Annotated in this window: 17 protein-coding genes; 13 read left to right on the plus strand and 4 right to left on the minus strand. The window is 51.7% G+C overall.

Annotation, left to right across the window (positions count from 1 at the left end; genetic code table 11):
• Positions 1–90: 90 nt before the first annotated feature.
• Entirely contained in the window at positions 91–285 is a 195-nt protein-coding gene (locus RSJ68_04845) for a hypothetical protein (GenBank protein WNU98050.1), read from the plus strand.
• 23 nt (positions 286–308) lie between these two features.
• Positions 309–770, plus strand: a complete 462-nt coding sequence (locus RSJ68_04850; protein WNU98051.1) for a DUF4124 domain-containing protein — start codon at positions 309–311, stop codon at positions 768–770.
• A gap of 200 nt (positions 771–970) precedes the next feature.
• On the opposite strand, the gene RSJ68_04855 is transcribed toward RSJ68_04850, so the two are convergent.
• Together RSJ68_04855 and RSJ68_04860 are read right to left on the minus strand one after the other, a co-directional pair.
• Positions 971–1978 carry an IS5 family transposase gene (locus tag RSJ68_04855; protein ID WNU98052.1) on the minus strand — a complete coding sequence of 336 codons (1008 nt, stop codon included), beginning with the start codon at positions 1976–1978 and terminating at the stop codon, positions 971–973.
• Positions 1979–2057: 79 nt separating this feature from the next.
• Complete coding sequence (locus RSJ68_04860) at positions 2058–2936, minus strand: cupin-like domain-containing protein (GenBank protein ID WNU98053.1); 879 nt, start codon at positions 2934–2936, stop codon at positions 2058–2060.
• 146 nt (positions 2937–3082) lie between these two features.
• Here RSJ68_04860 and RSJ68_04865 point away from each other — a divergent pair, with 146 nt between their 5' ends.
• The 11 genes from RSJ68_04865 (at position 3083) to pnp (ending at position 18827) form a co-directional block, all read left to right on the plus strand.
• Positions 3083–3418 carry a hypothetical protein gene (locus RSJ68_04865; GenBank protein ID WNU98054.1) on the plus strand — a complete coding sequence of 112 codons (336 nt, stop codon included), beginning with the start codon at positions 3083–3085 and terminating at the stop codon, positions 3416–3418.
• A gap of 13 nt (positions 3419–3431) precedes the next feature.
• The gene (locus RSJ68_04870) at positions 3432–4022 is read left to right on the plus strand and encodes an aminodeoxychorismate/anthranilate synthase component II (GenBank protein WNU98055.1); all 591 of its coding nucleotides are present in this window, start codon (positions 3432–3434) and stop codon (positions 4020–4022) included.
• Positions 4023–4089: 67 nt separating this feature from the next.
• The gene (trpD, locus tag RSJ68_04875) at positions 4090–5124 is read left to right on the plus strand and encodes an anthranilate phosphoribosyltransferase (GenBank protein ID WNU98056.1); all 1035 of its coding nucleotides are present in this window, start codon (positions 4090–4092) and stop codon (positions 5122–5124) included.
• A gap of 515 nt (positions 5125–5639) precedes the next feature.
• Positions 5640–6311 (plus strand): hypothetical protein, encoded by a 672-nt coding sequence (locus tag RSJ68_04880; GenBank protein ID WNU98057.1) that lies wholly within the window; start codon positions 5640–5642, stop codon positions 6309–6311.
• 20 nt (positions 6312–6331) lie between these two features.
• Positions 6332–7387 carry an HlyD family efflux transporter periplasmic adaptor subunit gene (locus RSJ68_04885; GenBank protein WNU98058.1) on the plus strand — a complete coding sequence of 352 codons (1056 nt, stop codon included), beginning with the start codon at positions 6332–6334 and terminating at the stop codon, positions 7385–7387.
• Between the two features lie 333 nt (positions 7388–7720).
• On the plus strand, positions 7721–9721 hold the full coding sequence (gene glgX / locus RSJ68_04890) for a glycogen debranching protein GlgX (GenBank protein WNU98059.1): 2001 nt from the start codon (positions 7721–7723) through the stop codon (positions 9719–9721).
• A gap of 204 nt (positions 9722–9925) precedes the next feature.
• On the plus strand, positions 9926–12406 hold the full coding sequence (locus RSJ68_04895; protein WNU98060.1) for a glycogen/starch/alpha-glucan phosphorylase: 2481 nt from the start codon (positions 9926–9928) through the stop codon (positions 12404–12406).
• 313 nt (positions 12407–12719) lie between these two features.
• Positions 12720–14156 (plus strand): MBOAT family protein, encoded by a 1437-nt coding sequence (locus tag RSJ68_04900; GenBank protein ID WNU98061.1) that lies wholly within the window; start codon positions 12720–12722, stop codon positions 14154–14156.
• A 15-nt stretch (positions 14157–14171) separates the two neighbouring features.
• Complete coding sequence (locus RSJ68_04905; protein ID WNU98062.1) at positions 14172–15248, plus strand: DUF459 domain-containing protein; 1077 nt, start codon at positions 14172–14174, stop codon at positions 15246–15248.
• Positions 15249–15361: 113 nt separating this feature from the next.
• The gene (locus RSJ68_04910) at positions 15362–16471 is read left to right on the plus strand and encodes an SGNH/GDSL hydrolase family protein (GenBank protein WNU98063.1); all 1110 of its coding nucleotides are present in this window, start codon (positions 15362–15364) and stop codon (positions 16469–16471) included.
• Between the two features lie 235 nt (positions 16472–16706).
• Positions 16707–18827: a polyribonucleotide nucleotidyltransferase gene (pnp, locus tag RSJ68_04915; GenBank protein ID WNU98064.1), complete on the plus strand. Its 2121-nt coding sequence runs from the start codon at positions 16707–16709 to the stop codon at positions 18825–18827.
• Positions 18828–19225: 398 nt separating this feature from the next.
• Here the strand turns inward: pnp and greA are convergent, their stop codons facing one another.
• Positions 19226–19702 (minus strand): transcription elongation factor GreA, encoded by a 477-nt coding sequence (greA, locus tag RSJ68_04920; protein WNU98065.1) that lies wholly within the window; start codon positions 19700–19702, stop codon positions 19226–19228.
• Positions 19703–20058: 356 nt separating this feature from the next.
• Complete coding sequence (locus RSJ68_04925; protein WNU98066.1) at positions 20059–23199, minus strand: DNA translocase FtsK; 3141 nt, start codon at positions 23197–23199, stop codon at positions 20059–20061.
• Positions 23200–23226: the final 27 nt, after the last annotated feature.

Below are 23226 nucleotides of genomic sequence, written 5' to 3' on the forward strand. Positions count from 1 at the left end.
AACCTTTATAAATATAGATAAACAGGGTGTTATAATCGCCGGCGATTGTAGCATATTTTGTATAGGTCGTCTGAAACGGGGGCGGAGGAAATGGAAACTGAAAAAATCTATTACGCCGTGATTATTCTGTTGTGTGCCGCATCCATGCTGCTCAGTCCGTTTTTCTACATCCGCCGCACACGTTCAGGCGCAGAATTGCGCCACGCACCTCGGCAATGGAAGCCGATTATTATTGCCAATTTGGTGATGATTATTGCTTTGGTGGTATGGTGGATATGGTTTTGATGAATTTGATGAAAGGTATAAGAATGAATAAATTGATTTTAAGCACATTACTGCTCGCATTTTCCGCCGCTACGACGGCATCCCCCGTATTTGAATGTATCGACAAATCAGGGCGTAAAACCTATACGCAGACCGGCGGCAAAAACTGCAAACCGGGCAATATCGGCAGACCTTCGGTTTATACCTCCGCCGCACCGTCCGCACACTCGGCATCAGCAAACGCTGCTTCAGGAAACGTTCCTTCCGAACAAATGCCGCCTCCACCAGCCGGCGTAATACCCGGTTCATCTTCGGCGCAAAACGAATTGGCTCAGGCACAGAAAAATCTGGAAGAGGGCAAACAGGTCCGTTATGGCAACGAGCGAAACTACGCCCGCTATCAAGAACGGATTAAAGGTTTGGAGAATCAAGTGAAAGCCGCGCAGGAACGGGTTAATGCGGCAAACAGTATGGGTGGTGAAGGTGAGATGATGCCTGAGTATTGATAGAAGAAAAGATTTCGATAGAAAGGTCGTCTGAAATACCGTTTTCAGACGACCTGAGACCTTTGCAAAAAAGCCTTTCCCCGACAGCCGAAACCCAAACACAGGTTTTCGGCTATTTCCCTCCCCAAATACCTCCTAATTTTACCCAAATACCCCTTAATCCTCCCCGGATACCCCATAATCAGGCATCCGGCCGCCTTTTAGGCGGCAACAGGCACACTTAGCCTGTTAGCCGCTTTCAACAGGTTCAAACACATCGCCTTCAGATGGCTTTGCGCACTCACTTTGAGCAGACCAAAATAGGCTGCCCGGGCGTAGCAGAATTTACGGTGCAACGTACCGAAGCTTTGTTCGACCACATAACGGGTCTTCGACAAATATCGGTTGCGTTTAGTTTGTGCTTCCGTCAGCGGACGGTTGCGGCAGGCTTTGCGCATAATGCCGTCTAACAACTGATGCTCTTTCTGATGTTGCCGGTTTTCCTTACTGTCGTAGCCTTTGTCGGCATAGACGGTCGTACCTTCGGCAATGCCTTCCAACAAAGGGGACAGATGGTTGCACTCATGGGTATTGGCGGGAGTGATGTGCAGTTTCTCGATATAGCCTTCCTCATCGGTACGGGTATGTTGTTTGTAACCGAGTTTGTAGAGGCCGTTTTTCTTTGTCCGGCGGGCATCGCTGTCTTTGCTCGGTGTGGTTTGGCCGCTGACTTGTCCTTCCTCGTCGACTTCTATGGCCTGACGCTGTTTGCTGCCGGCGGTCTGAATAATGGTGGCGTCAATGACGGCGGCGGATGCCTTCTCTAATTTTAGGTTTTTTTCGGCCAGTTGTCGGTTAATCAGTTCCAGCAATTCGGACAGGGTGTCGTCTTGCGCCAGCCGGTTGCGGTAGCGGCATAAGGTGCTGTAATCGGGGATGCTCAGTTCGTCAAAACGGCAAAACAGGTTGAAGTCGATGCGGGTGATGAGGCTGTGTTCGAGTTCGGGATCGGAGAGGCTGTGCCATTGTCCGGGCAGGACGGCTTTGAACATGGACAACAGGGGATAGGCGGGACGGCCGCGGTGGTCTCTAAGGTAACGGGTTCTTTGACGGTTCAGGTATTGTTCGATCGGTTGCCAATCAATCACCTGATCCAACTTCAATAGTGGGAAGCGGTCGATGTGTTTGGCAATCATGGCTTGTGCGGTTTGCCGGAAGAAGGTGCTCATGGAAAATCCCCTAAATGTCTTGGTGGGAATTTAGGGGATTTTGGGAAATTTTGCAAAGGTCTCGACCTTTATGTTCGTTTTAACGAGGCATGCCGCGTTCCCATGCGCGGCGGGCGCGTTTGCAGGCAAGCTGTTCTTTCCAATTCATGTAGCGTGCTTTGAAGCGGGCTTTCATGAAGTCATCGAACTTGCGCTGTACGGTCAGGTTCCACAGGCTGTGTGCCTTAACCGCCCAGCTTTCATCCCATGCGCGCAGGGAGATGGAGAATGAGCCGTCAAGGTATTTCATCCAATGCCACCAGCCGGTCGGCATGAACAGGGTGTCGCCGTATTCCAAGAAACATTCGATGCCCTCGACGCCCTCAAGCTCGGGGAAGCGTTCGGTATCGGGATTGTCGACGTGGTAGTCTTCCAGCGCGTAAGTGGCAAAAGGAATGCGGAACAGACGCTCTTTCCATTTGTAATCGAACAAGATGATGTGTTTCTTGCCGAAATGCGTATGGAAGATGTGCGCCATATCGATGTCGTAGTGCAGGAAGGTTTCCGAACCGGTACCGCCGAAAAACAGGGTAGGGTATCGGTCTAAGAATCCGCCCATCAGCTCTTTGGGGAAAACGTAATCGTTCAGCAAGGCGGGAGCGTGTTTGATGGGGTCAAATAAGAAAATCCGCAAATCCGTCGGCTCGCGTTTGATCAGATCGATATAGTCGCTGAAGCGCATTTCCGTACTGGCGGCGTTAATCGGCGCGGAAGGGTCGGCTTTGGCGCTGTCGTACAAGGGAACGACGATATCGCCGACAGTTTCTTTCATATAGTCCAGCGACCATTTGTCGCGGGCAGGCCAGTTGCGGGTCAGTCCTTTGATCACGACAGGACGGCGCGGCTTGAGATAATTCTGATAAAAATCTTCGCGGCTGATGTCATCAACAACATCAATCGGAGTAAGTTTGAAACCCATAAGCAAATCTCTTTTTGGAATGTAAGACTGATTTTAAGTGAATCTTTCGGAAGGAGGCAAGCGATGTTTCAGACGACCTGATTGGAATCAAGAATCGCGGTTAACTGTGATATTATGTCGATATAAATATTCCGTCCGAAACGCTTATGAACGATGCAGACGATTATTTGGGCAAGATGCCTTTTTTTATTGTATTCCTCGACCCGCTGCACACGGATTTCCACAGCAGCGGCAAGCCTCTGAACGAATACATTGCCCGCCATCCGCTGATGCACGACAAGCTGCACCGCCCCGCTTTTGCCGCCAAAGTGTTGGAAATGGCAGCAAACAGCAGCAATATGCGTGTATTTGTCCGCAAAGCGGATGCGCTGATTAAGCATCCGCTGCATTATATTGTCCGTAACGGCGTTTTCAGAACCGAAGAGCAGATGTGGGCGTTTATCAATTCGCCCGAAAACATTGCCGCCGTCAAACAACCCTAAAAGGCCGTACCCCATGCTTTTGTTCATTGATAACTATGACAGTTTCACTTACAACATCGTCCAATATTTCGCCGAACTCGGTCAGGAAGTCGTCGTCCGCCGCAACGACGATATTACGCTTGAAGAAATCGAAGCTTTGAAACCGCAATATCTCGTTATCGGGCCGGGTCCTTGTTCGCCGAAAGAGGCGGGCATTTCGGTCGCTGCCATGCTCCATTTCGCCGGCAAGCTGCCGATTATGGGCGTGTGCCTCGGGCATCAGACGATAGGCGAAGCGTTCGGCGGGGATGTGGTGCGGGCAAAAACGCTGATGCACGGCAAAGTTTCGCCCGTGTTCCATTTGAACAAAGGCATGTTCAAAGATTTGCCCAATCCCGTTACCTGCACGCGTTATCACAGCCTTGTCATCGCCCGCGATACGCTGCCCGATTGCTTGGAAGTAACCGCATGGACGGAAGATCAGGAAATCATGGGCGTGCGACACAAGGAATACGCCATTGAAGGCGTGCAGTTCCACCCCGAAGCCCTGTTGACCGAACACGGACACGATATGTTGAAAAACTTTTTGGAAGAATTTAAAAACTTCCAAGCGTCCGCCGCTTAAACCAAACGTCGTCTGAAAACTTTCAGACGACGTTTGACGTAAAAATACCCGTAAAAAGGATTGAACCATGATTACACCGCAACAAGCCATCGAACGCTTAATCAGCAACAACGAATTGTTTTACGACGAAATGACCGACCTGATGCGCCAGATTATGAGCGGGCAGGTGCCGCCAGAACAAATCGCCGCCATCTTGACCGGATTGCGGATTAAAGTCGAAACCGTATCGGAAATCACCGCCGCCGCCGCCGTCATGCGCGAATTTGCCGCCAAAGTGCCGCTGAAAAATTCAGACGACCTCGTCGATATTGTCGGCACGGGCGGGGACGGTGCAAAAACCTTCAATATTTCCACGACTTCAATGTTTGTCGCGGCGGCGGCAGGCGCGAAAGTCGCCAAACATGGCGGACGCTCCGTTTCCTCGTCCAGCGGCGCGGCGGACGTGATGGAGCAGATGGGTGCGGTGTTGAACATTACGCCTGAGCAAGTCGCCGAAAGCATCCGTCAAACAGGCTTGGGCTTTATGTTTGCCCAAAACCATCACAGCGCGATGCGCCACGTCGCGCCTGTGCGCCGTTCGCTCGGGTTTAGAAGCATTTTCAATATCTTGGGGCCGCTGACCAACCCCGCCGGCGCGCCGAACCAGCTTTTGGGCGTGTTCCACATTGATTTATGCGGCATCCTGTCGCGCGTATTGAAACAGCTTGGTTCCAAACACGTTTTGGTCGTGTGCGGCGAAGGCGGTTTGGACGAAATCACGCTGACGGGCAAAACCCGCGTTGCCGAGCTGAAAGACGGAGAAATCCGCGAATACGACATCAGCCCCACAGATTTCGGCATTGAAATCCGCCGCGATTTGGACGAAATCAAAGTCGCCAACGCGCAAGAGTCTTTGGAAAAAATGGATGAAGTGTTGAGCGGCAAACATGGCGCGGCACGCGACATCGTCCTGCTCAACGCCGCCGCCGCGCTCTATGCCGGCAATGTCGTGCCTTCGTTGTCGGACGGTGTCAAAGCCGCCGAAGCAGCCATCGATTCAGGCAAGGCAAAAGCGAAAAAAGAAGAATTTGTCCGCTTTACGCAGCAATTTGCCAAAGAGTAAGCAAAGGTCGTCTGAAAACGGGAAGCCAGTTTTCAGACGATTTTTTATAGCAACTCTCGAATATTCGGATATTGATAAGGCGTTTATTTATGTTGATGCTTCCCTTCAAATCGTCTGAAACCGTTTTTTCAGACGACCCATATCCTTGTAAAACAAATTTAACTATCGGATTTTAATGATAATTGGAAGATGGCTTGCATTGAAGGCGGGGGCGGTTTGTTATATAGTGAAATAAAAAAACAGACCGGATGATTGAGTCGGGGCGTTTTGCGTGCTTTATATAGTGGATTAACTTTAAACCAGTACGGCGTTGCCTCGCCTTGCCGTACTATCTGTACTGTCTGCGGCTTCGTCGCCTTGTCCTGATTTAAATTTAATCCACTATAAAATAAGAGTTGGTTGGCATTTGTATCGGGCAGGGTTGGGATGATGCGTTGACGGTTGACGGCAGCGTCCGCAGACAGCCTGATATTTCAGAAGATTTTTGTTTCATTTGAGTCTTGGATATTTGTCCTATGACAACAATACAGGCAGATGAGGTGAAGATAATGAACGGTGTGACCAGTGCGCAATTTATTTCTGCAGGCATTCATTTTTATCCCAGATGCGGCTACAAGCGGCTGTCGGAGCAGGCAATCGCGGAGCATTTGAATTCGAATTTGGAAACGTTCAACAGGATGTTTGCTGACAAAGACGAATTCGTGAAGGCGATGTTGATTGAGTACAGCAATCGGGCTTTGGGGCGGGTGTCGTTCGATTTTGCCCAAAATATCGAAGATACGGAGCGGCTGTATCAGATTGTCTGGCGGCTGGCGGTGACGATACGTGAGCATTTGGCGTGGATACACAGGATGCTGCTGGATAGCGAAGAAGGCGTGGATTTGATTACCAAAGCGTTGAAAAAGCAGCATAAGATGCTTGCCTACGGGATGATCCGGCATATCAAGAAGTGCAACGGTAGGGAGGGTGTGTCGGAATTGGAATTGTTGAATCAGTTTGAGTTCCTCAATGGCGCGGTTATCTCGCCGATGATTATGAACACGCGCTACCGTATGTTGGGGATACTGACCGATGAGATGAACGGGCGGCATGAGGATTTGCTGACCGATTCGTCCATCCACCAAAGGATAGATTGGGCGTTTGCCGCGCTATTTCCGCAATACCGCTCTAAGGCGCGCCCGTTTTGACGATTAAGGTGTAACGCAACATGAAAAAAGCTGTTATTGCTTCTTTTGCCGTCGCGCTGGCTGCGGGCGGTGTGTGGTATGTCCTTCAAAACCAAAAAGAAACCCTGCCGGCATGGATTGCGCAATCCAACGGGCGGCTGGAGCTGAACCGCATCGATGTCGCCAGCCTGTATCCGGGGCGGGTGAAGGCGGTATTGGTGGAAGAGGGCGCGGACGTGAAAGAGGGCGATATTCTGGCGGAACTGTCGTCTGAAACCAGCAACAGCCGTTTGGAAGAAGCGCGGGCAGCGGAATTGCGGCAAGAAGAGGCGGTCGGGCGCGCCAAAGCTGCCGAAGCGCAGATGAAACAGACGGTTGCGCGCGCGCAGGCAAATGTGGACGCGAATAGGCAGCAGCTTCGCGTGGCGAAAATGGAGCTGGACAATGCGCGCAAATTGCTTGCCGACCAGCTGGTGTCGCAATCGGAAGTTACCAAGCGTCAGGCGGATTATGAGCGTGCTGTCGCGGCGGTCAAAGCGGCTGAAGCGGCGCGGGACGAAGCGCAGGCGACGGTAGCGCAAAGTGCCGCCGCACAAGCGGAAGCGCGCGCCGGTGTCGAACAGGCGAGGGCGGCAGTCAAATCGGCAACATCCGCCAACGATGATATGAATATCCGAGCGCCAATAGCGGGCAGGGTGGAATACACCATTGCGGAAGCGGGCAACGTGGTCGCGGCGGGTTCGAAAGTGGTCAGCCTGCTTGATCCTGCCGATGTTTCGATGAATATTTTTCTGCCGACCGACAGCATAAGTCGTCTGAAAGTCAATGATGAGGCGCGTATCCGTTTGGACGGCATTGATGCGGTGTTCCCCGCCAAAATCAAATTTATCGCGACGGACGCGCAATTTACGCCCAAGTCGGTAGAAACGGTTGATGAACGCGCGAAACTGATGTTTAAAGTGAAATTGCAAGTGCCGCGCGAAACGGCGGTGAAATACAACCGTCTGCTGAAAGGCGGGCTGACGGGCAATGGTTTTGTAAAAACCGACGCTAAGGCGGCTTGGCCTGCCGAGTTGGCGGTGAGGTTGCCGAATTAATAGCGCTCAAATTCGGACGGCCTCAAGTTAAAACAAAGGTTTATGGCTAAAAGAGGTCGTCTGAAAACGGGATTTTGCTTTTCAGACGACCTCTTTCCCTTCAAGCATCACCACTATATAGTGGATTAAATTTAAATCAGGACAAGGCGACGAAGCCGCAGACAGTACAGATAGTACGGAACCGATTCACTTGGTGCTTCAGCACCTTAGAGAATCGTTCTCTTTGAGCTGAGGCGAGGCAACGCCGTACTGGTTTAAAGTTAATCCACTATAAAAAGAACATCTATCCGGAAGCGCAGCCCGAAGCGTCTCCATCAAATCAGGACAAACAAAATGAAAACCAAAACATGGCGCATTGAAGAAGGTGCGCCTTATCCGATGGGCGTGTCGCTGACTGAGGAAGGGGCGAATTTTGCGCTGTTTTCCATTCATGCCGAAAAAGTCGAGCTGTGCCTCTTTGACAAGGGAAAGGAAACCCGGTTGGAAATGCCTTCGCGGCGCGGGTCGGTGTTTTATGGTTTTGTGCCGGAGGTCGGGGCAGGGCAGCGGTATGGTTTTCGTGTTTACGGACGCGCTGATGCGCCGGGCGGCCCGTGTTTCAATCCAAACAAATTGTTGATTGACCCGTATTCTAAAAAAATCGACGGCAAACCGAGTTATCGGGATGATGAGGAAATGGCGTGGTTCCGTCCGGAAGACGGGCGGGACAATGCGGCGGTGGCACCCAAAAGCGTGGTAGTGGGCGACGATGATTTCGATTGGGGCGACGACCGCCGCCCGAACCATCCGTGGGGCAGGACGATAGTGTACGAAGCCCATGTGAAAGGGTTTACCAAGCAGTTCCCCGATTTGGAACACGCGGGAACGTATCAAGCCCTGACCGATCCGCGCGTGATTGATTATTTGAAAACTTTGGGCGTTACCGCCGTCGAGCTGCTGCCGGTACACCAGCATTTGGACGAATACCACCTGCAAAAAATGGGCTTGAGCAATTATTGGGGCTACAACACTTATTCCCATTTTGCCGTCGAGCCGTCTTATGCCGCCGATGCCGAGCGCGCGGCGGAAGAGTTGAAGCAGGCGGTCAAAGCCTTGCACCAGGCGGGCTTGGAAGTGATATTGGATGTCGTGTACAACCATACCGCCGAGCAGGATGAAAAAGGTCCGATGCTTTGCCAGCGCGGCATAGACAATGCTTTGTGGTATTGGCTGAAGCCCGACGGCAGCTATGAAAACTGGTCGGGTTGCGGCAATACGTTGAACATCGTCCGCCGCGACGTAACTCGCTGGGCGGCGGACAGCCTGCGCTATTGGGCGGAAGCGTTTCATGTAGACGGTTTCCGCTTCGACTTGGGAACGGTATTGGGGCGCGAACCGGATTTTCAGGCTTACGGACGCTTTTTTCAGGTGGTGTACCAAGACCCCGTGTTGGCACGCTGCAAACTGATTGTCGAGGCGTGGGACATCGGCGAAGGCGGCTATCACTTGGGCAATTTCCCGCAGCCTTTTGCCGAGTGGAACGGACGTTTCCGCGACGATATGCGCGCGTTTTGGGTGTGGGAAAGCGGCAATTTAGGTGCGTTTGCCGAACGTCTGGCGGGGTCGTCTGATATTTTCAACCACAGCGGCCGTCATCCTTCCGCCAGCATCAATTTCATCACCGCACACGATGGTTTTACGCTGCGCGATTTGGTCAGCTACAACGAAAAACACAACCATGCCAACGGCGAAGACAACCGCGACGGGCATAACGAAAACATCAGCTACAACCACGGCATCGAGGGCGAAACCGAAGATGCGGCAATTTTGGAAGACCGCTCCTACACCGTCAAAGCCTTGCTTGCTTCGCTGTTCCTTGCCAACGGCACGCCCATGCTGCTGGCGGGCGACGAGTTCGGCAACAGCCAACAGGGGAACAACAATAGTTATTGTCAGGACAACCCGATTACTTGGCTGGATTGGCAGCAGGCGGACGAAGCGTTGCAAGGCTATACGCGCGATTTAATCCGCCTGCGCCAAGAAATCAAATTATTGGGCGATGATGTCTGGTGGAAACAAGAGCGCGTCCGCTGGCTCAATATTCAAGGCGAACCGATGAGCGAGCTTTGTTGGCACAACCGCGGCGCAAAAGCCATGCAGATCGTTTTGGATGATGAATGGCTGCTGTTGATCAACGCCAAACGTAGTCAACAAATATTTAACCTGCCTCAAGGAAGTTGGCAGATTTCTTGCGTACCATCCGAGAAGTTTAATTACAATACAGACGGCAAACTGACAGTCGAACATATGGGTATTTGGATTTTGCAGCGTAAGCATACATCGCCGAGTATATGACATACGTCATTAATAAGATGTTTTTAAAAGAAACCCTATTATTTACACTGCCTCAGTTATAATGCTGAAGATGAGTAATAAATTTACCTGATTGACTTTGCTTGACGGAACATAAAGGCATTTGGTTTTTCAGACGACCTCAGACCGCCAAAAGATACAAATTCCCCCGCTTCATCATCCCATCCCCAACAGAGAAAGGCTATCATGGCTAAGAAAAAACAACCCATTTCAGGTTTTGATTACGTCATGCCGAAACCGGATGCCGAAACCATCCGCAAGTCCATCGTCTATAAATTGATTTTCATTTTGGGCGTCGATCCGAAAGAGGCGACCGAACACCAATGGCTCAACGCCGCCATGCTCGCCGCGCGCGACCTGATTGCGGAAGACTTCCTTAAAACCCGCCGCGCCCACATCGACAACGGCAAACGCATGGTTTACTACCTTTCCATGGAATTCCTGTTGGGACGCGCCTTCGTTAACGCTTTGATTAACGAAGGCGTGTATGCCGAATTTGAAGAGGCGTTCAAACAACTGGGTAAAGAGTTCGCCGACATCTGCGAACAAGAACAAGACCCCGGTTTGGGCAACGGCGGTTTGGGTCGTCTTGCCGCCTGTTTCCTCGACTCGCTCGCTACTTTGCGCATTCCCGCCATGGGCTACGGCATCCGCTATCAATACGGTATGTTCAAACAAGAAATCGTGGACGGTCAGCAAGTCGAAAAACCCGATTTGTGGCTCGACCAAGATTTGGCATGGCAAATCGGCCGTCCGAACAAACAATACGCCGTCAGCTTCGGCGGACAGGTCATCAATATGGGTGACAAAAAAGAATGGCATCCGAGCGAAGAAATTTCCGCGATGGCATACGATGAAATCATTCCCGGCTACGGCGGCGACGTTGCTAATCCGTTGCGCCTGTGGACGGCTCACGCCGGCAACCGCTTCGATTTAGCAGACTTCAACCGCGGCGATTACGCTTCCGCCGTCCGTGCGCAAAACAGCGATGAAAACATCTCGCGCGTCCTCTATCCGAACGACTCCACCGACAGCGGCCGCGAACTGCGCCTGAAACAGGAATATTTCCTTGTTTCCGCATCCGTACAAGACATCGTGGCGCGCCACAAATGCCGTTTCCCCAGCATCAAAAACCTTGCCGATAAAGTCGCCATCCACCTGAACGATACCCACCCCGTACTGGCGATTCCCGAGCTGATGCGCATCCTGATTGACGAAGAAGGCATTGCGTGGACCGAAGCATGGAATATGTGCTGCAAGATTTTCTCTTACACCAACCACACCCTGATGAGCGAAGCCTTGGAAACTTGGCCGGTCGATTTGATGGGCCGCCTGCTGCCGCGCCATTTGGACATCATCTTTGAAATCAACGCCTACTTCCTGAACGCCCTGCGCGCCATCGGCAACTTTGACGACGACTTCGTCCGCCGCGTGTCCATCATCGATGAGAACAACGGCCGCCGTGTCCGCATGGCATGGCTGGCGGTTATCGGTTCGCACAAAGTCAACGGCGTGGCGAAAATCCACTCCGACCTGATGACCACTTCCATATTCGCCGACTTTGCCAAAGTGTTCCCCGAACGCTTCACCAACGTAACCAACGGCGTAACCCCGCGACGCTGGATCAACATCGCCAACCCCGAGTTGACCCGCTTCCTCGATAAACACTTGGGCGAACAAGACTGGCGCCTGCATTTGGACAATCTGACCAAGCTCAACGAAAAAGTTGACGATGTAAGCGTGCAGGCAGAATTCGGCGCAGTGAAAAAAGCCGCCAAAGAACGCCTCGCCAAATACATCGAAACCGAATTGGGCATCAAGGTCAACACGGACGCGCTGTTTGACATCCAAATCAAACGCATCCACGAATACAAACGCCAAGCGTTGAACGTGATGCACATCGTCGACCGCTACAACAAAATCCTGGAAAACCCGGATTTCGACTGGCAGCCGCGCGTCTTCATCTTTGCCGGTAAAGCCGCATCCGCCTACTACATGGCGAAAAAAATCATCCGCCTGATTAACGACGTAGCGAAAACCATCAACAACGACGAACGCATTCGCGACCTGATTAAAGTCGTCTATATCCCGAATTACAGCGTCAGCCTCGCCCAAATCATCATCCCCGCCGCCGATTTGCACGAACAAATCTCATTGGCAGGCACGGAGGCATCCGGCACCAGCAACATGAAATTTGCCCTCAACGGCGCGCTCTGTATGGGTACGCTGGACGGCGCGAACGTTGAAATTCTGGAAAAAGTCGGCGCGGACAACTGCTTTATCTTCGGCAACACCGTCGAGCAAGTGGAAGAACTCCGCCGCAACGGCTACGACCCGCTGGGCTACATCGAACGCGATCACGACCTGCGCCGCGTCGTCAACCAAATCAGCAGCGGCACGTTCTCCCCCGAAGAACCGAACCGCTACAACGACGTCCTGCAACCTTACGGCGATTTCTATCAACTGATGGCGGATTTCCGCAGCTACATCGACACGCAATACAAAGCGGACGAACACTACCGCGATGTTGCTGCATGGCGAAAATCCGCATTGATCAACATCGCCAACATGGGCTTCTTCTCATCCGACCGATCCATCGCCGACTACTGCCGCGATATTTGGTACATCAAGCCGCTGACTTTGAAAGAGCTGCCTAAGCACCAATAAAGTGGATATCGATTAAGCAGTAAACAGGAACAGCCTATACGGGAAAGTATCGGCTGTTTTTTATTGTGTAATATTTTAAGAGAGGCTCGAATATTGCTCTTTCTCGGAGAGGCTGGTATTCAAAATAATCATAAATAAATTAATGCTATGTTCAAATGACCTTAATCTGTCCAATCTTTTTGACGAACGGTTATTTTTTTGGATTAGCGTTAGTTGTATAAATTCAGACACTTATTTACAATATATGGTTCGCTTCGAGTTGCCAAACCTATATTTCAGGGCATCTGAATAATAAAAATTTCAAGGAACACTTATGCCGTTGCTGTCGATTGAATTCGCGGTATTTTTTATTGCTTTTTTGCCTATTTATTGGGCATTTGTCCGTATGCCGTCGATGCAGAATGTTTTGCTTCTGCTGGCGGGAATGGGCTGGCTGTATCACTTGAATCCCATCTTTGCCGCCATAATTGCCTGCTATTCGTCCTGCGTGCATTTGCTCGGCCTGTTGATGTCGTCTGAAAACGAAAACGTACGGAAATTCTGGCTGGGCTTCGGCGTAGCGACTGCTTTGGCAGTATTGTGTTTCTTCAAATATTTCGACTTTTTCCGCCCGTTTATCCGCCAATACACGGGGCAGAGCGAGATTGTCGATATCTTGATGCCTTTGGGGCTGTCTTATTACACATTTCAATCTTTGGCTTATTTGGTGTACTGCTGCCGTCATCCGATGGGCGACCGCTTTGCGTGGCATGAATTGCTGCTGCATTTGAGCTTTTTCCCGACGATTACTTCCGGGCCGATTATCCGTGCCGCGGCGTTTAAAAGCATAGACGGCGAACAGGCGGGGGCTTTGGAACAGATTCGGACTGCCGAACCGCGCGCATTGGTACGCCCTGCGCTGGCGGTGTGCTTGATTTTGCTGGGCATTGCTAAAAAATGGTGGCTGGCGGGTGCGCTAGGAGACGGCTGGGTATCGCCCGTTTTCGAGAATCCCGCCCAATTTGACGGCTGGGGCGTGTTGTCGGGGGTGTACGGCTATACTTTCCAGCTTTTCTTCGATTTTTCAGGCTATTCGGATTTGGTCATTGGGATGGCGATGCTGCTCGGTTTCCGCCTGCCGAAAAACTTTGCCGCTCCGCTGCGCGCATTCAATATCCGCGACTTCTGGAACCGTTGGCACATCAGCCTTTCCACTTGGATACGCGACTATATTTATATTCCTTTGGGCGGCAACAAACACGGCTTCGTCCTGACGCAGTTCAACTTGCTGCTGGCAATGGTGTTGTCGGGCGTTTGGCACGGCTACGGCTGGAATTTCCTGCTGTGGGGCGCGCTGCACGGCGTGGCATTGATTTTGCTCAACTGCGGCGACAAAATATTCGGGCGGGACGGTTCACGTCGTCTGAAAATCTTGCGTCCGCTTGCCTGGTTCGTCACTTTCCATTTCGTCTGCTTCACTTTCGTCGTGTTCAACACCGGCAGCCTCGCCGATACGCAGATGGTATTTGATGCCTTGTTCGCCAACGAATCGGGGTGGGAGGCTCCAAAGCAGGCGGATATCCTGTTGCTTGCCGCGTTTGGCCTGATGATTTTGCTCTACCCGTATTTGCTTCGCCTGTTTGACGGCGCAGTGGCGGCATTGGAAAAAATGCCGATGTGGCTGTGGTTTATACCGCTGACGCTGGTGTTGGTGTTGATTATCGTATTGGCGCCGTCAGGCATCCCGGGCTTTATTTACGCCGATTTTTAAAAGGACAATCAGAATATGAAACGCTTTATTTCCCTGTTTGCCTCCCTTTTGGTTTGCGCCTTTGGCGCGGCGTGGTTCAGTCAAGACTCCATCAATGCCTATTGGCAGCAAACCTATCATCAGGCTTCTCCGTTGGAGCCTTTGTCCGAATACGAATGGTGGCGCACGGGCGCGAAGCTGCAACAAGACGCATACGCCTTTTCAGACGACCTCAAAGCACGTTTGGCAGGACAGCCTGTGATTGCCGAACCGGAACCTCAAATCGCTGAAGAAGACGGGTCGTCTGAACAAAATGCGCAGCTTAATGCGTCCGAACCGCACGAAAAAAACCGTCCCGCCGACGGACGTCAACCCCAAACGGCACAAAACGGCGGACAACCCGAAGCACATCGTCTCCCCATTACCCCACCTGCCAATATCGTTCTCGGACAAGGCGACAAAGTCTTTTTTGCCGGCGACTCGATGATGCAGGGCGTTGCACCTTTTGTTGAAAGAAGCCTGAAAAAACAATACGGCATCCAGTCGGTGAACTTAAGCAAGCAAAGTACCGGATTGTCCTATCCCAAATTTTTTGACTGGCCGAACACCATCGAACAAACGCTGAAACAACAAACCGACATCCGCCTTCTGGTTGTTTTCCTCGGTCCCAACGACCCGTGGGACTTCCCGAAAGGCAAAAAATACCTGAAATTCGCCTCGCCCGAATGGTCGGAAGAATACCTCAGCCGCGTCAACCGCATCCTGACCACCGCCGAGCAACACCATGTGCAAGTCATTTGGATGGGCATCCCTTATATGAAACAGGCAAAACTTAACAAGCAAATGCGATATCTCGACAAACTTTTAGCAGACGAGATCAGTCCAAAAGCCCTGTGGATACCGACCGACAAACTCCTCAGCAACGGCTCGGACACCTACGCCGACTCCGTCAACATCAATGGAAAAATCATCCGCTACCGCAGCAAAGACGGCATCCACTTCTCTGCTGAAGGGCAAAAACTGCTCGCGGATAAAATCATGGAAAAAATCGTTTTTCAGACGACCCCTGAAATGAACGGCGAAGAACGCACGGAACAATTATCCGCACGTTAAGCCCGTATCGGCAGCAAAAGGACGGCGTTTTGTTTATCCAATGCCGTCTTTTTCGTTACAATAGCCCTCCGCCGCGTCAAAAGACGTCGTCTGAAACCACACACAGGAAACTCATGAACATCAAAACCCTGTCCGTATCCCTTACCGCATTGTGCCTGTCTGCCGCCGCCCCCGCCGCCGATATGCTGCTGGAAAACTACGGCAGCAGCCGTCCCGCCTGGCTCTCCAAGCTCAAAAAACTCGACCGCAGCTCGGACGGCAAATTCCGCATCCTCCAAATCGGCGATTCACACACCGCCGGCGACCTTTTCACCGAACAACTGCGCCTGCGCCTCCAGCAAAAATGGGGCGACGGCGGCATAGGCTGGGTTTACCCCTCTACCGTCAAAGGACAGCGTAGCGCAGCCGTCCGCTATGACGGCTCATGGCAGACCGTCAGCAGCCGCAGCGTTTCAGACGACTTCCCCTTAGGCGGCATCATCGCCAAAGCCAACGGCAGCAGCGTTACCATCAGCGCCAAAGACGGAAGCAGTGGCGAAAGGCAGATTTCCGTTTTCGCCAAGCCCGTCCTGCCCGAGCAAACCCTGTCGTTCAACGGACGCGAAGTTTCCGCCGGAAGCAGCGGCTGGCAAATCATCCGCAGCAACGGCCGCCTGCCGCTGACCCTCAGCAGCTCCATGCCTTGGGACATCGGCTACATCAATATCGAAAATCCCGGACGCGGCGTAACCGTTTCCGCACTCGGCATCAACGGCGCGCAACTGACCCACTGGTCCAAATGGCGTCCCTCTTGGCAGGATGACCTTGCCCAAACCCGCGCCGACCTCGTTATCATCGCCTACGGCACCAACGAAGCCTTCGCCCGCGATTTGGACATCACAGCCACCGAACAAAGCTGGCGCAGCTACATCCGCCAAATCAAACAAAGCCTGCCCGACGCAGGCATCCTGATTCTCGGCGCGCCCGAATCCCTGAAAAGCACTTCAGGAAGCTGCGGCACACGTCCCGCCACCTTAAGCAGCATCCAACAAATGCAGCAGCGCGTCGCCCGCGATGAAAAAATCATGTATTGGTCGTGGCAGAACGCGATGGGCGGCGAATGCAGCATGAAAAGCTGGATGAACCAAGGCCTTGCCGCCAAAGACGGCGTCCACTTCTCAGGCAAAGGCTACCGCCAAGCCGCCGACCGCCTCGCCGACAGCTTGATACAAATGGCGGATTAAACAAAAGGTCGTCTGAAAACGAAGATTCAGATTTTTCAGACGACCTTTCGCTGTCATGAATGCTTGGATTTATTTACATTTGCTATTATAATGCGCGTTTGGATTGACCGTTTGAAGTCGTCTGGAAAATATAGTTTTTACCAACCGCCGCACACCTGAAACCCTAACTATGCACATTCTCACTTTTAGTGTGCATTATTAGTGTTTTAGCGTGCGGCATTCTGAAAGGAACGAAATGTTCGATAAACACGTTAAAACCTTCCAATATGGCAATCACACCGTTACCTTGGAAACCGGCGAAATCGCGCGCCAAGCCGCTGCGGCTGTTAAAGTATCGATGGGCGACACAGTTGTTTTGGTTGCTGTGACCACCAACAAAGAAGTCAAAGAAGGTCAAGACTTCTTCCCTCTGACTGTTGATTACCTTGAGCGTACTTATGCTGCAGGTAAAATCCCCGGCGGTTTCTTTAAGCGCGAAGGCAAACAAAGCGAAAAAGAAATTCTGACCAGCCGTCTGATCGACCGTCCTATCCGCCCGCTGTTCCCGGAAGGTTTCTACCACGACATCCAAATCGTTGCGATGGTGGTTTCCGTTGATCCTGAAATCGATTCCGACATTCCTGCCATGCTCGGCGCGTCCGCTGCGCTGGTGTTGAGCGGCGTACCGTTTGCCGGTCCGATTGGTGCCGCGCGCGTAGGTTATGTAAACGGCGTGTACGTATTGAACCCGACCAAAGCCGAATTGGCAAAATCCAAGCTGGACTTGGTGGTTGCAGGTACATCCAAAGCCGTTTTGATGGTGGAATCCGAAGCTAAAATCCTGCCGGAAGACGTGATGCTGGGTGCCGTCGTTTACGGTCACGACCAAATGCAGGTAGCGATTAATGCCATCAACGAGTTCGCCGACGAAGTAAACCCTGAAGTATGGGATTGGAAAGCGCCTGAAACTAATGAAGAATTGGTTGCCAAAGTGCGCGAAATCGCAGGTGAAGCAATTAAAGAAGCATTCAAAATCCGTCAAAAACAAGCGCGTTCCGCTAAATTGGACGAGGCTTGGAATGCAGTGAAAGATGCGTTGATTACTGAAGAAACCGATACTCTGGCTGCCAACGAAATTAAAGGTATTTTCAAACATTTGGAAGCTGACGTTGTCCGCACCCAAATTTTGGAAGGTCAGCCGCGTATCGACGGTCGCGATACCCGCACCGTCCGTCCGCTGGACATCCAAACCGGTGTATTGCCGCGTACACACGGTTCCGCCCTGTTTACCCGTGGCGAAACCCAAGCCCTTGCCGTAGCGACTTTGGGTACTTCTCGCGACGAGCAAATTATTGACGCGCTTTCCGGCGAATACACCGACCGCTTCATGCTGCATTACAACTTCCCGCCGTATTCTACCGGCGAAGTGGGTCGTGTCGGTGCACCGAAACGCCGCGAAATCGGACATGGTCGTTTGGCAAAACGCGCATTGGTTGCCATATTGCCGTCTCCTGAAGAATTCAGCTACACCATGCGCGTTGTTTCCGAGATTACCGAGTCCAACGGTTCGTCTTCTATGGCTTCCGTCTGCGGCGGCTGCTTGAGCCTGCTGTCTGCCGGCGTACCTTTGAAAGCACATGTTGCCGGTATCGCGATGGGTCTGATTTTGGACAACAACAAATTCGCCGTATTGACCGACATCTTGGGTGATGAGGACCACTTGGGCGACATGGACTTTAAAGTTGCCGGTACGACCGAAGGCGTAACCGCGCTGCAAATGGACATCAAAATCCAAGGTATTACCAAAGAAATCATGCAGATTGCCTTGGCGCAAGCCAAAGACGCGCGTCTGCACATCTTGGGACAGATGAAAGCCGCCGTGGCAGGTCCGCAAGAGCTGTCCGCTCACGCTCCGCGCCTGTTTACCATGAAAATCAACCAAGACAAAATCCGTGAAGTCATTGGCAAAGGCGGTGAAACCATCCGTGCGATTACTGCTGAAACCGGTACTGAAATCAATATCGCGGAAGACGGCACCATCACTATTGCTGCAACCACTCAAGAAGCCGGCGACGCTGCGAAAAAACGTATCGAAGAAATCACTGCCGAAGTGGAAGTGGGCAAAGTGTACGAAGGTACTGTGGTTAAAATCCTCGACAACAACGTCGGCGCCATCGTCAGCGTGATGCCGGGCAAAGACGGTTTGGTACACATCAGCCAAATCGCCCACGAGCGCGTACGCAACGTCAGCGACTATCTGCAAGTCGGTCAGGTTGTGAATGTGAAAGCATTGGAAGTGGACGACCGCGGCCGCGTGCGTCTGTCTATCAAAGCATTGACCGAAGCTCCTGCGCGCGAAGAAAAAGCGCCTGAATAATCGTTGAGCCGATTTTGATTGATAAAAGGTCGTCTGAAAGATTTCAGACGACCTTTTTTACTGAATGCGGATAAACAAAATAGGGGGGGCAGGAATGTGGAATTATAGTGGATTAACTTTAAACCGGTACGGCGTTGCCTCGCCTCAGCTCAAAGAGAACGATTCTCTAAGGTGCTGAAGCACCAAGTGAATCGGTTCCGTACTATCTGTACTGTCTGCGGCTTCGTCGCCTTGTCCTGATTTAAATTTAATCTACTATAAGTTATCTTGTGTCGGAACTTTGATTTATGGTTCTTTTTGAACAGCAATTAGATTGAATGTTGAAGAGGTCGTCTGAAAACCATTTTCCTTGGTTTTCAGACGACCTCTGTTCTCTTTATATCGGCTATTCGGGGCAATCAGATATATTGAACCGAAATAATGTCGTATTCGCGTACGCCGCCGGGGGCCTGTACTTCGGCGACATCGCCTTCCTCTTTGCCGATTAGGGCGCGGGCAATGGGGGAGCCGACGTAGATTTTGCCTTCTTTGATGTCTGCTTCGTCTTCGCCGACGATTTGATAGGTAACGTGTTCTTCGGTTTCCAAATCTTCCAGCGTTACGGTCGTGCCGAAGACGATTTTGCCTTCTGCGTGGATTTCAGCGGGATTGATGATGTGCGCCATGGACAATTTGTGTTCCAACTCGGAAATTCGTCCTTCGATAAAGCCTTGTTTTTCTTTGGCGGCTTCGTATTCTGCGTTTTCGGACAAGTCGCCGTGCGAACGGGCTTCGGCGATGGCTTCGATGATTTCGGGACGGGCGACGCTTTTGAGGCGTTGCAATTCTTGTTTGAGCAATTCTGCGCCGCGTACGGTCAATGGAATTTTTTGCATGGTTTGTCATCTCCGCAAAAGCGTTTGGACTGCTTTTGCCTAGTAAAAAATGCGGTAAATATATAGTGGATTAAATTTAAATCAGGACAAGGCGACGAAGCCGCAGACAGTACAGATAGTACGGAACCGATTCACCTTGGTGCTTCAGCACCTTAGAGAATCGTTCTCTTTGAGCTAAGGCGAGGTAACGCAGTACTGGTTTAAACTTAATCCACTATAAAATCCGCAAAATGAAAATAAAAATACAAGCCGCCCAAATCTCGGCGGCTTGTCTGTGTAAGAATGAATGGCGGTATTGTACCAAAATCAGGGGAAACTGCAACGGCAATCGGCTTTTTCCCTGCTCTGGTGTGGCTTTAGTCCAAATGTTCGCTGCTTTGTGCCAAAACGGTACGGTTGCCGTTGGTTTCGGCAGGGGAAACGATGCCGTCTGCTTCCATTTGGTCAATCAGGCGGGCGGCGCGGTTGTAGCCGATGCGTAATTGGCGTTGGATACCGGAAATGCTGGCTTTGCGCGTTTTCAGAACGACGGAGACGGCTTCGTCATACATCGGATCAACTTCGCTGTCGCTGCTGCGGCTGATGCCCGGCAGATCGTCGGTTGTGCCGCTCATCAGAATATCGTCGATGTAATCGGGTTCGCCGAATTGTTTCAAATATTCGACTACGCGGTGTACTTCGTCGTCTGAAGCGAATGCGCCGTGGACACGTTGCGGATAACCTGTACCGGGCGGCAGGAACAGCATATCGCCTTGTCCGAGCAGGTTTTCTGCGCCCATTTGATCGAGAATCGTGCGGCTGTCGATTTTACTGGATACTTGGAAAGCGATGCGTGTCGGAATGTTGGCTTTGATCAGACCTGTGATGACATCGACGCTGGGGCGTTGCGTGGCAAGGATCAAATGAATACCTGCCGCGCGGGCTTTTTGGGCGAGGCGGGCAATCAGTTCTTCGATTTTCTTGCCTGCGGTCATCATCAAATCAGCAAACTCGTCAACCACGACTACGATAAACGGCAGTTTTTCCAAAGGTTCGGGATCATCAGGCGTCAGGCTGAACGGGTTGGCAATTTTCATGCCTTGTGCGGCAGCTTCCATGATTTTTTGATTGAAGCCCGCAAGGTTGCGCACGCCTACATGGCTCATCAGACGATAGCGTTTTTCCATTTCGTTGACGCACCAGTTGAGCGCATTGGCCGCCAGCTTCATATCGGTAACGACAGGCGCGAGCAGGTGCGGAATGCCTTCGTAAATGCTCAATTCCAGCATTTTCGGGTCAATCATAATCATGCGCACGTCTTCAGGTGTCGCTTTGAAGAGCATAGATAAAATCATGGCATTAACGCCGACCGATTTACCCGAACCGGTCGTACCGGCAACCAGCAAATGCGGCGCTTTGCCCAAGTCGGTAACGACGGGCTGACCGGTAATGTCCTGACCGAGCGCGAGCGTCAGCTTGGATTTGGATTCGGCAAACGCGGGTGAATTGAAGATTTCGCTCAGGCGTATCATTTGCCGTTTCGGGTTCGGCAACTCCAAGCCCATGCAGGTTTTGCCAGGAATGGTTTCGACAACGCGGATAGAGGCAACACCGAGCGAACGGGCAAGGTCTTTTTCGAGGTTCATGACCGAATTACCGCGCACGCCGACATCAGGTTCGATTTCGTAACGCGTAATCACCGGACCGGAATAGGAATCCACGACTTTGACTTTGACCTTGAATTCCGCCAGTTTCTCTTCGATGGTGATGCTGTTGTTTAATAATTCTTCTTCGGTTTGCGTAGCGGCAGGGTCGAACTGGGGCGGAAGGAGCAGGGCGGTAGTCGGCAGATGGATACTGTTCGTCTGCGGGTTGGTAAGGTCGTCTGAAGCCGCATCCCAATCATCGTCACCGTCAAACCACGGTGTTTTATTGGTTTCAATATTTTCAGACGACGTTTGCTCGTGTGGCAGGTCGCGTCCGAATACATCCGCGGTATCGTTGTCTGTTTCGGAATCAACGTCCTTAATTGTGTCGCTTGCCGATTCGCGAATCAGGTAATCATGTATGGAGATTTCCGGATTGTTGCTGATGTGTGCGTTAACTTCCGATTCAAATACGGAAACGGACGGATGATTAAGGAACACGGGTGGTTCGGGAATGTCGATTTTGTTTTCGGGTAAATCGAATTTGGGCGGTTTCGGAATATCGACCGCAGGTGCCGGTACGGGCGGTACGGGAGGCGGTTCGATGACGGTTGCGTCAGGAGCGGGCGGACGGGAAATAAAAGTGTTTTCACGAACGGTGCGGGACAGTTTGGCGGGAACCGCCGCTTTTCGGCTGGCGATAGGGGCTTGGTTTCTTGCGGAGAAGGATGATGTGGCTTTCGCCGTTGGTTGTTTGATACTTTCGGCTTCCTGTTGAGAAAATTGTCGGCGGGTTATTTTTCCTGCAGCAGCTTCGGAGTGCTTGAGCATGCGGCGGCGGTTTGCGGGCAGTTTCAGATTGGCAAAAATATCCTCATCTTCAATAATTTGAGGCTGGTATCCGCGCACAGGGGCAACGGCTGCGGCAAGTTTGTCGCGAGCGGCACGGCGCATGGCGAGATTGTTTTGGATGTCGATGACGTTGATTTCGTCTTTTTGACCGTAATAGTTGGCCGTAGAGGGGACGGATTCACGTTCGGCAGTACGCAAAGCGGTTTGTGCCGTTTCGATATGGGGTCGGCCGGCTTTTTCCAGGTGAATGCTGTCCACATAAGATTTAACGCGTTCGCGCGTACGGCGTAAGACAGGGTCGTTGAAATCAATGACTTCCAAACCTTTCATCGGTGTAACCGATGTCCGTACCAAACGGATTTCCGGTTCGCTTTCAGTAGTGATGGCAACGGGGTTTTGTTTGGCGGTTTGATGTTCTTCCCATTCTTGGACGGCAGCTTCAGTCAGCGAGCGGGTGGCTTCTTCCAAAGTAATCTCTTCGAAGGCACCGCCCGTTACCAAGCCGGGCGTATATTCCGGCGTATCGGACGTTTCGAACGGTACGATTTCCGGATATTGCTCAGGTTTGTGGGCATTTGGACGGACTTTTTTAGGGGGGATGTCGGGTGTTTGGGGAAATTCAGGCTCGTGGAGGTATTCCGGCTCGAAATCGGTTTCAGACGACGTTTCGTATGCGGGCGATGAATCTGCCGCATCTTCTTGTACGGAAGGGGAAACTTGGAATGCACCCATAGCCTCCGCCAGCGAGCTTGGAGAGAAAGAGGAGTCGTCTGAAAGCGTTTGCGTACGTTTCTTGTAGTCGTGTTGCGCCGCTAAAAGACGCAGGCGGGCGATGGTTTTGTTGCCTGTGGTTTTTGCTTCTTCTGCAAGTTCGTATGCTTCGTCCGGATTTTCGTCAAAATCCCTGCCGCGTTTCAGACGGGTCAGCTCGCGTTCCCAATCTTGTTCTTGTTTTTTGTGCAGTAAAAACACGATGCCGATGGCAAGCAATAAAATAATAATCAGCACGCTCCACAACATATTAAAATTTTCCCGAGTCAAAAAAGC

It is taken from the genome of Neisseria sp. DTU_2020_1000833_1_SI_GRL_NUU_006 (assembly GCA_032388755.1).
GTDB classification, from domain to species: domain Bacteria; phylum Pseudomonadota; class Gammaproteobacteria; order Burkholderiales; family Neisseriaceae; genus Neisseria; species Neisseria sicca_C.

Coding starts and splice junctions, on each gene's coding strand:
- RSJ68_04845 (WNU98050.1), top strand. CDS start 91: ATGGAAACTGAAAAAATCTATTACGCCGTGATTATTCTGTTGTGTGCC.
- RSJ68_04850 (WNU98051.1), top strand. CDS start 309: ATGAATAAATTGATTTTAAGCACATTACTGCTCGCATTTTCCGCCGCT.
- RSJ68_04855 (WNU98052.1), bottom strand. CDS start 1,978: ATGAGCACCTTCTTCCGGCAAACCGCACAAGCCATGATTGCCAAACAC.
- RSJ68_04860 (WNU98053.1), bottom strand. CDS start 2,936: ATGGGTTTCAAACTTACTCCGATTGATGTTGTTGATGACATCAGCCGC.
- RSJ68_04865 (WNU98054.1), top strand. CDS start 3,083: ATGAACGATGCAGACGATTATTTGGGCAAGATGCCTTTTTTTATTGTA.
- RSJ68_04870 (WNU98055.1), top strand. CDS start 3,432: ATGCTTTTGTTCATTGATAACTATGACAGTTTCACTTACAACATCGTC.
- trpD (WNU98056.1), top strand. CDS start 4,090: ATGATTACACCGCAACAAGCCATCGAACGCTTAATCAGCAACAACGAA.
- RSJ68_04880 (WNU98057.1), top strand. CDS start 5,640: ATGACAACAATACAGGCAGATGAGGTGAAGATAATGAACGGTGTGACC.
- RSJ68_04885 (WNU98058.1), top strand. CDS start 6,332: ATGAAAAAAGCTGTTATTGCTTCTTTTGCCGTCGCGCTGGCTGCGGGC.
- glgX (WNU98059.1), top strand. CDS start 7,721: ATGAAAACCAAAACATGGCGCATTGAAGAAGGTGCGCCTTATCCGATG.
- RSJ68_04895 (WNU98060.1), top strand. CDS start 9,926: ATGGCTAAGAAAAAACAACCCATTTCAGGTTTTGATTACGTCATGCCG.
- RSJ68_04900 (WNU98061.1), top strand. CDS start 12,720: ATGCCGTTGCTGTCGATTGAATTCGCGGTATTTTTTATTGCTTTTTTG.
- RSJ68_04905 (WNU98062.1), top strand. CDS start 14,172: ATGAAACGCTTTATTTCCCTGTTTGCCTCCCTTTTGGTTTGCGCCTTT.
- RSJ68_04910 (WNU98063.1), top strand. CDS start 15,362: ATGAACATCAAAACCCTGTCCGTATCCCTTACCGCATTGTGCCTGTCT.
- pnp (WNU98064.1), top strand. CDS start 16,707: ATGTTCGATAAACACGTTAAAACCTTCCAATATGGCAATCACACCGTT.
- greA (WNU98065.1), bottom strand. CDS start 19,702: ATGCAAAAAATTCCATTGACCGTACGCGGCGCAGAATTGCTCAAACAA.
- RSJ68_04925 (WNU98066.1), bottom strand. CDS start 23,199: ATGTTGTGGAGCGTGCTGATTATTATTTTATTGCTTGCCATCGGCATC.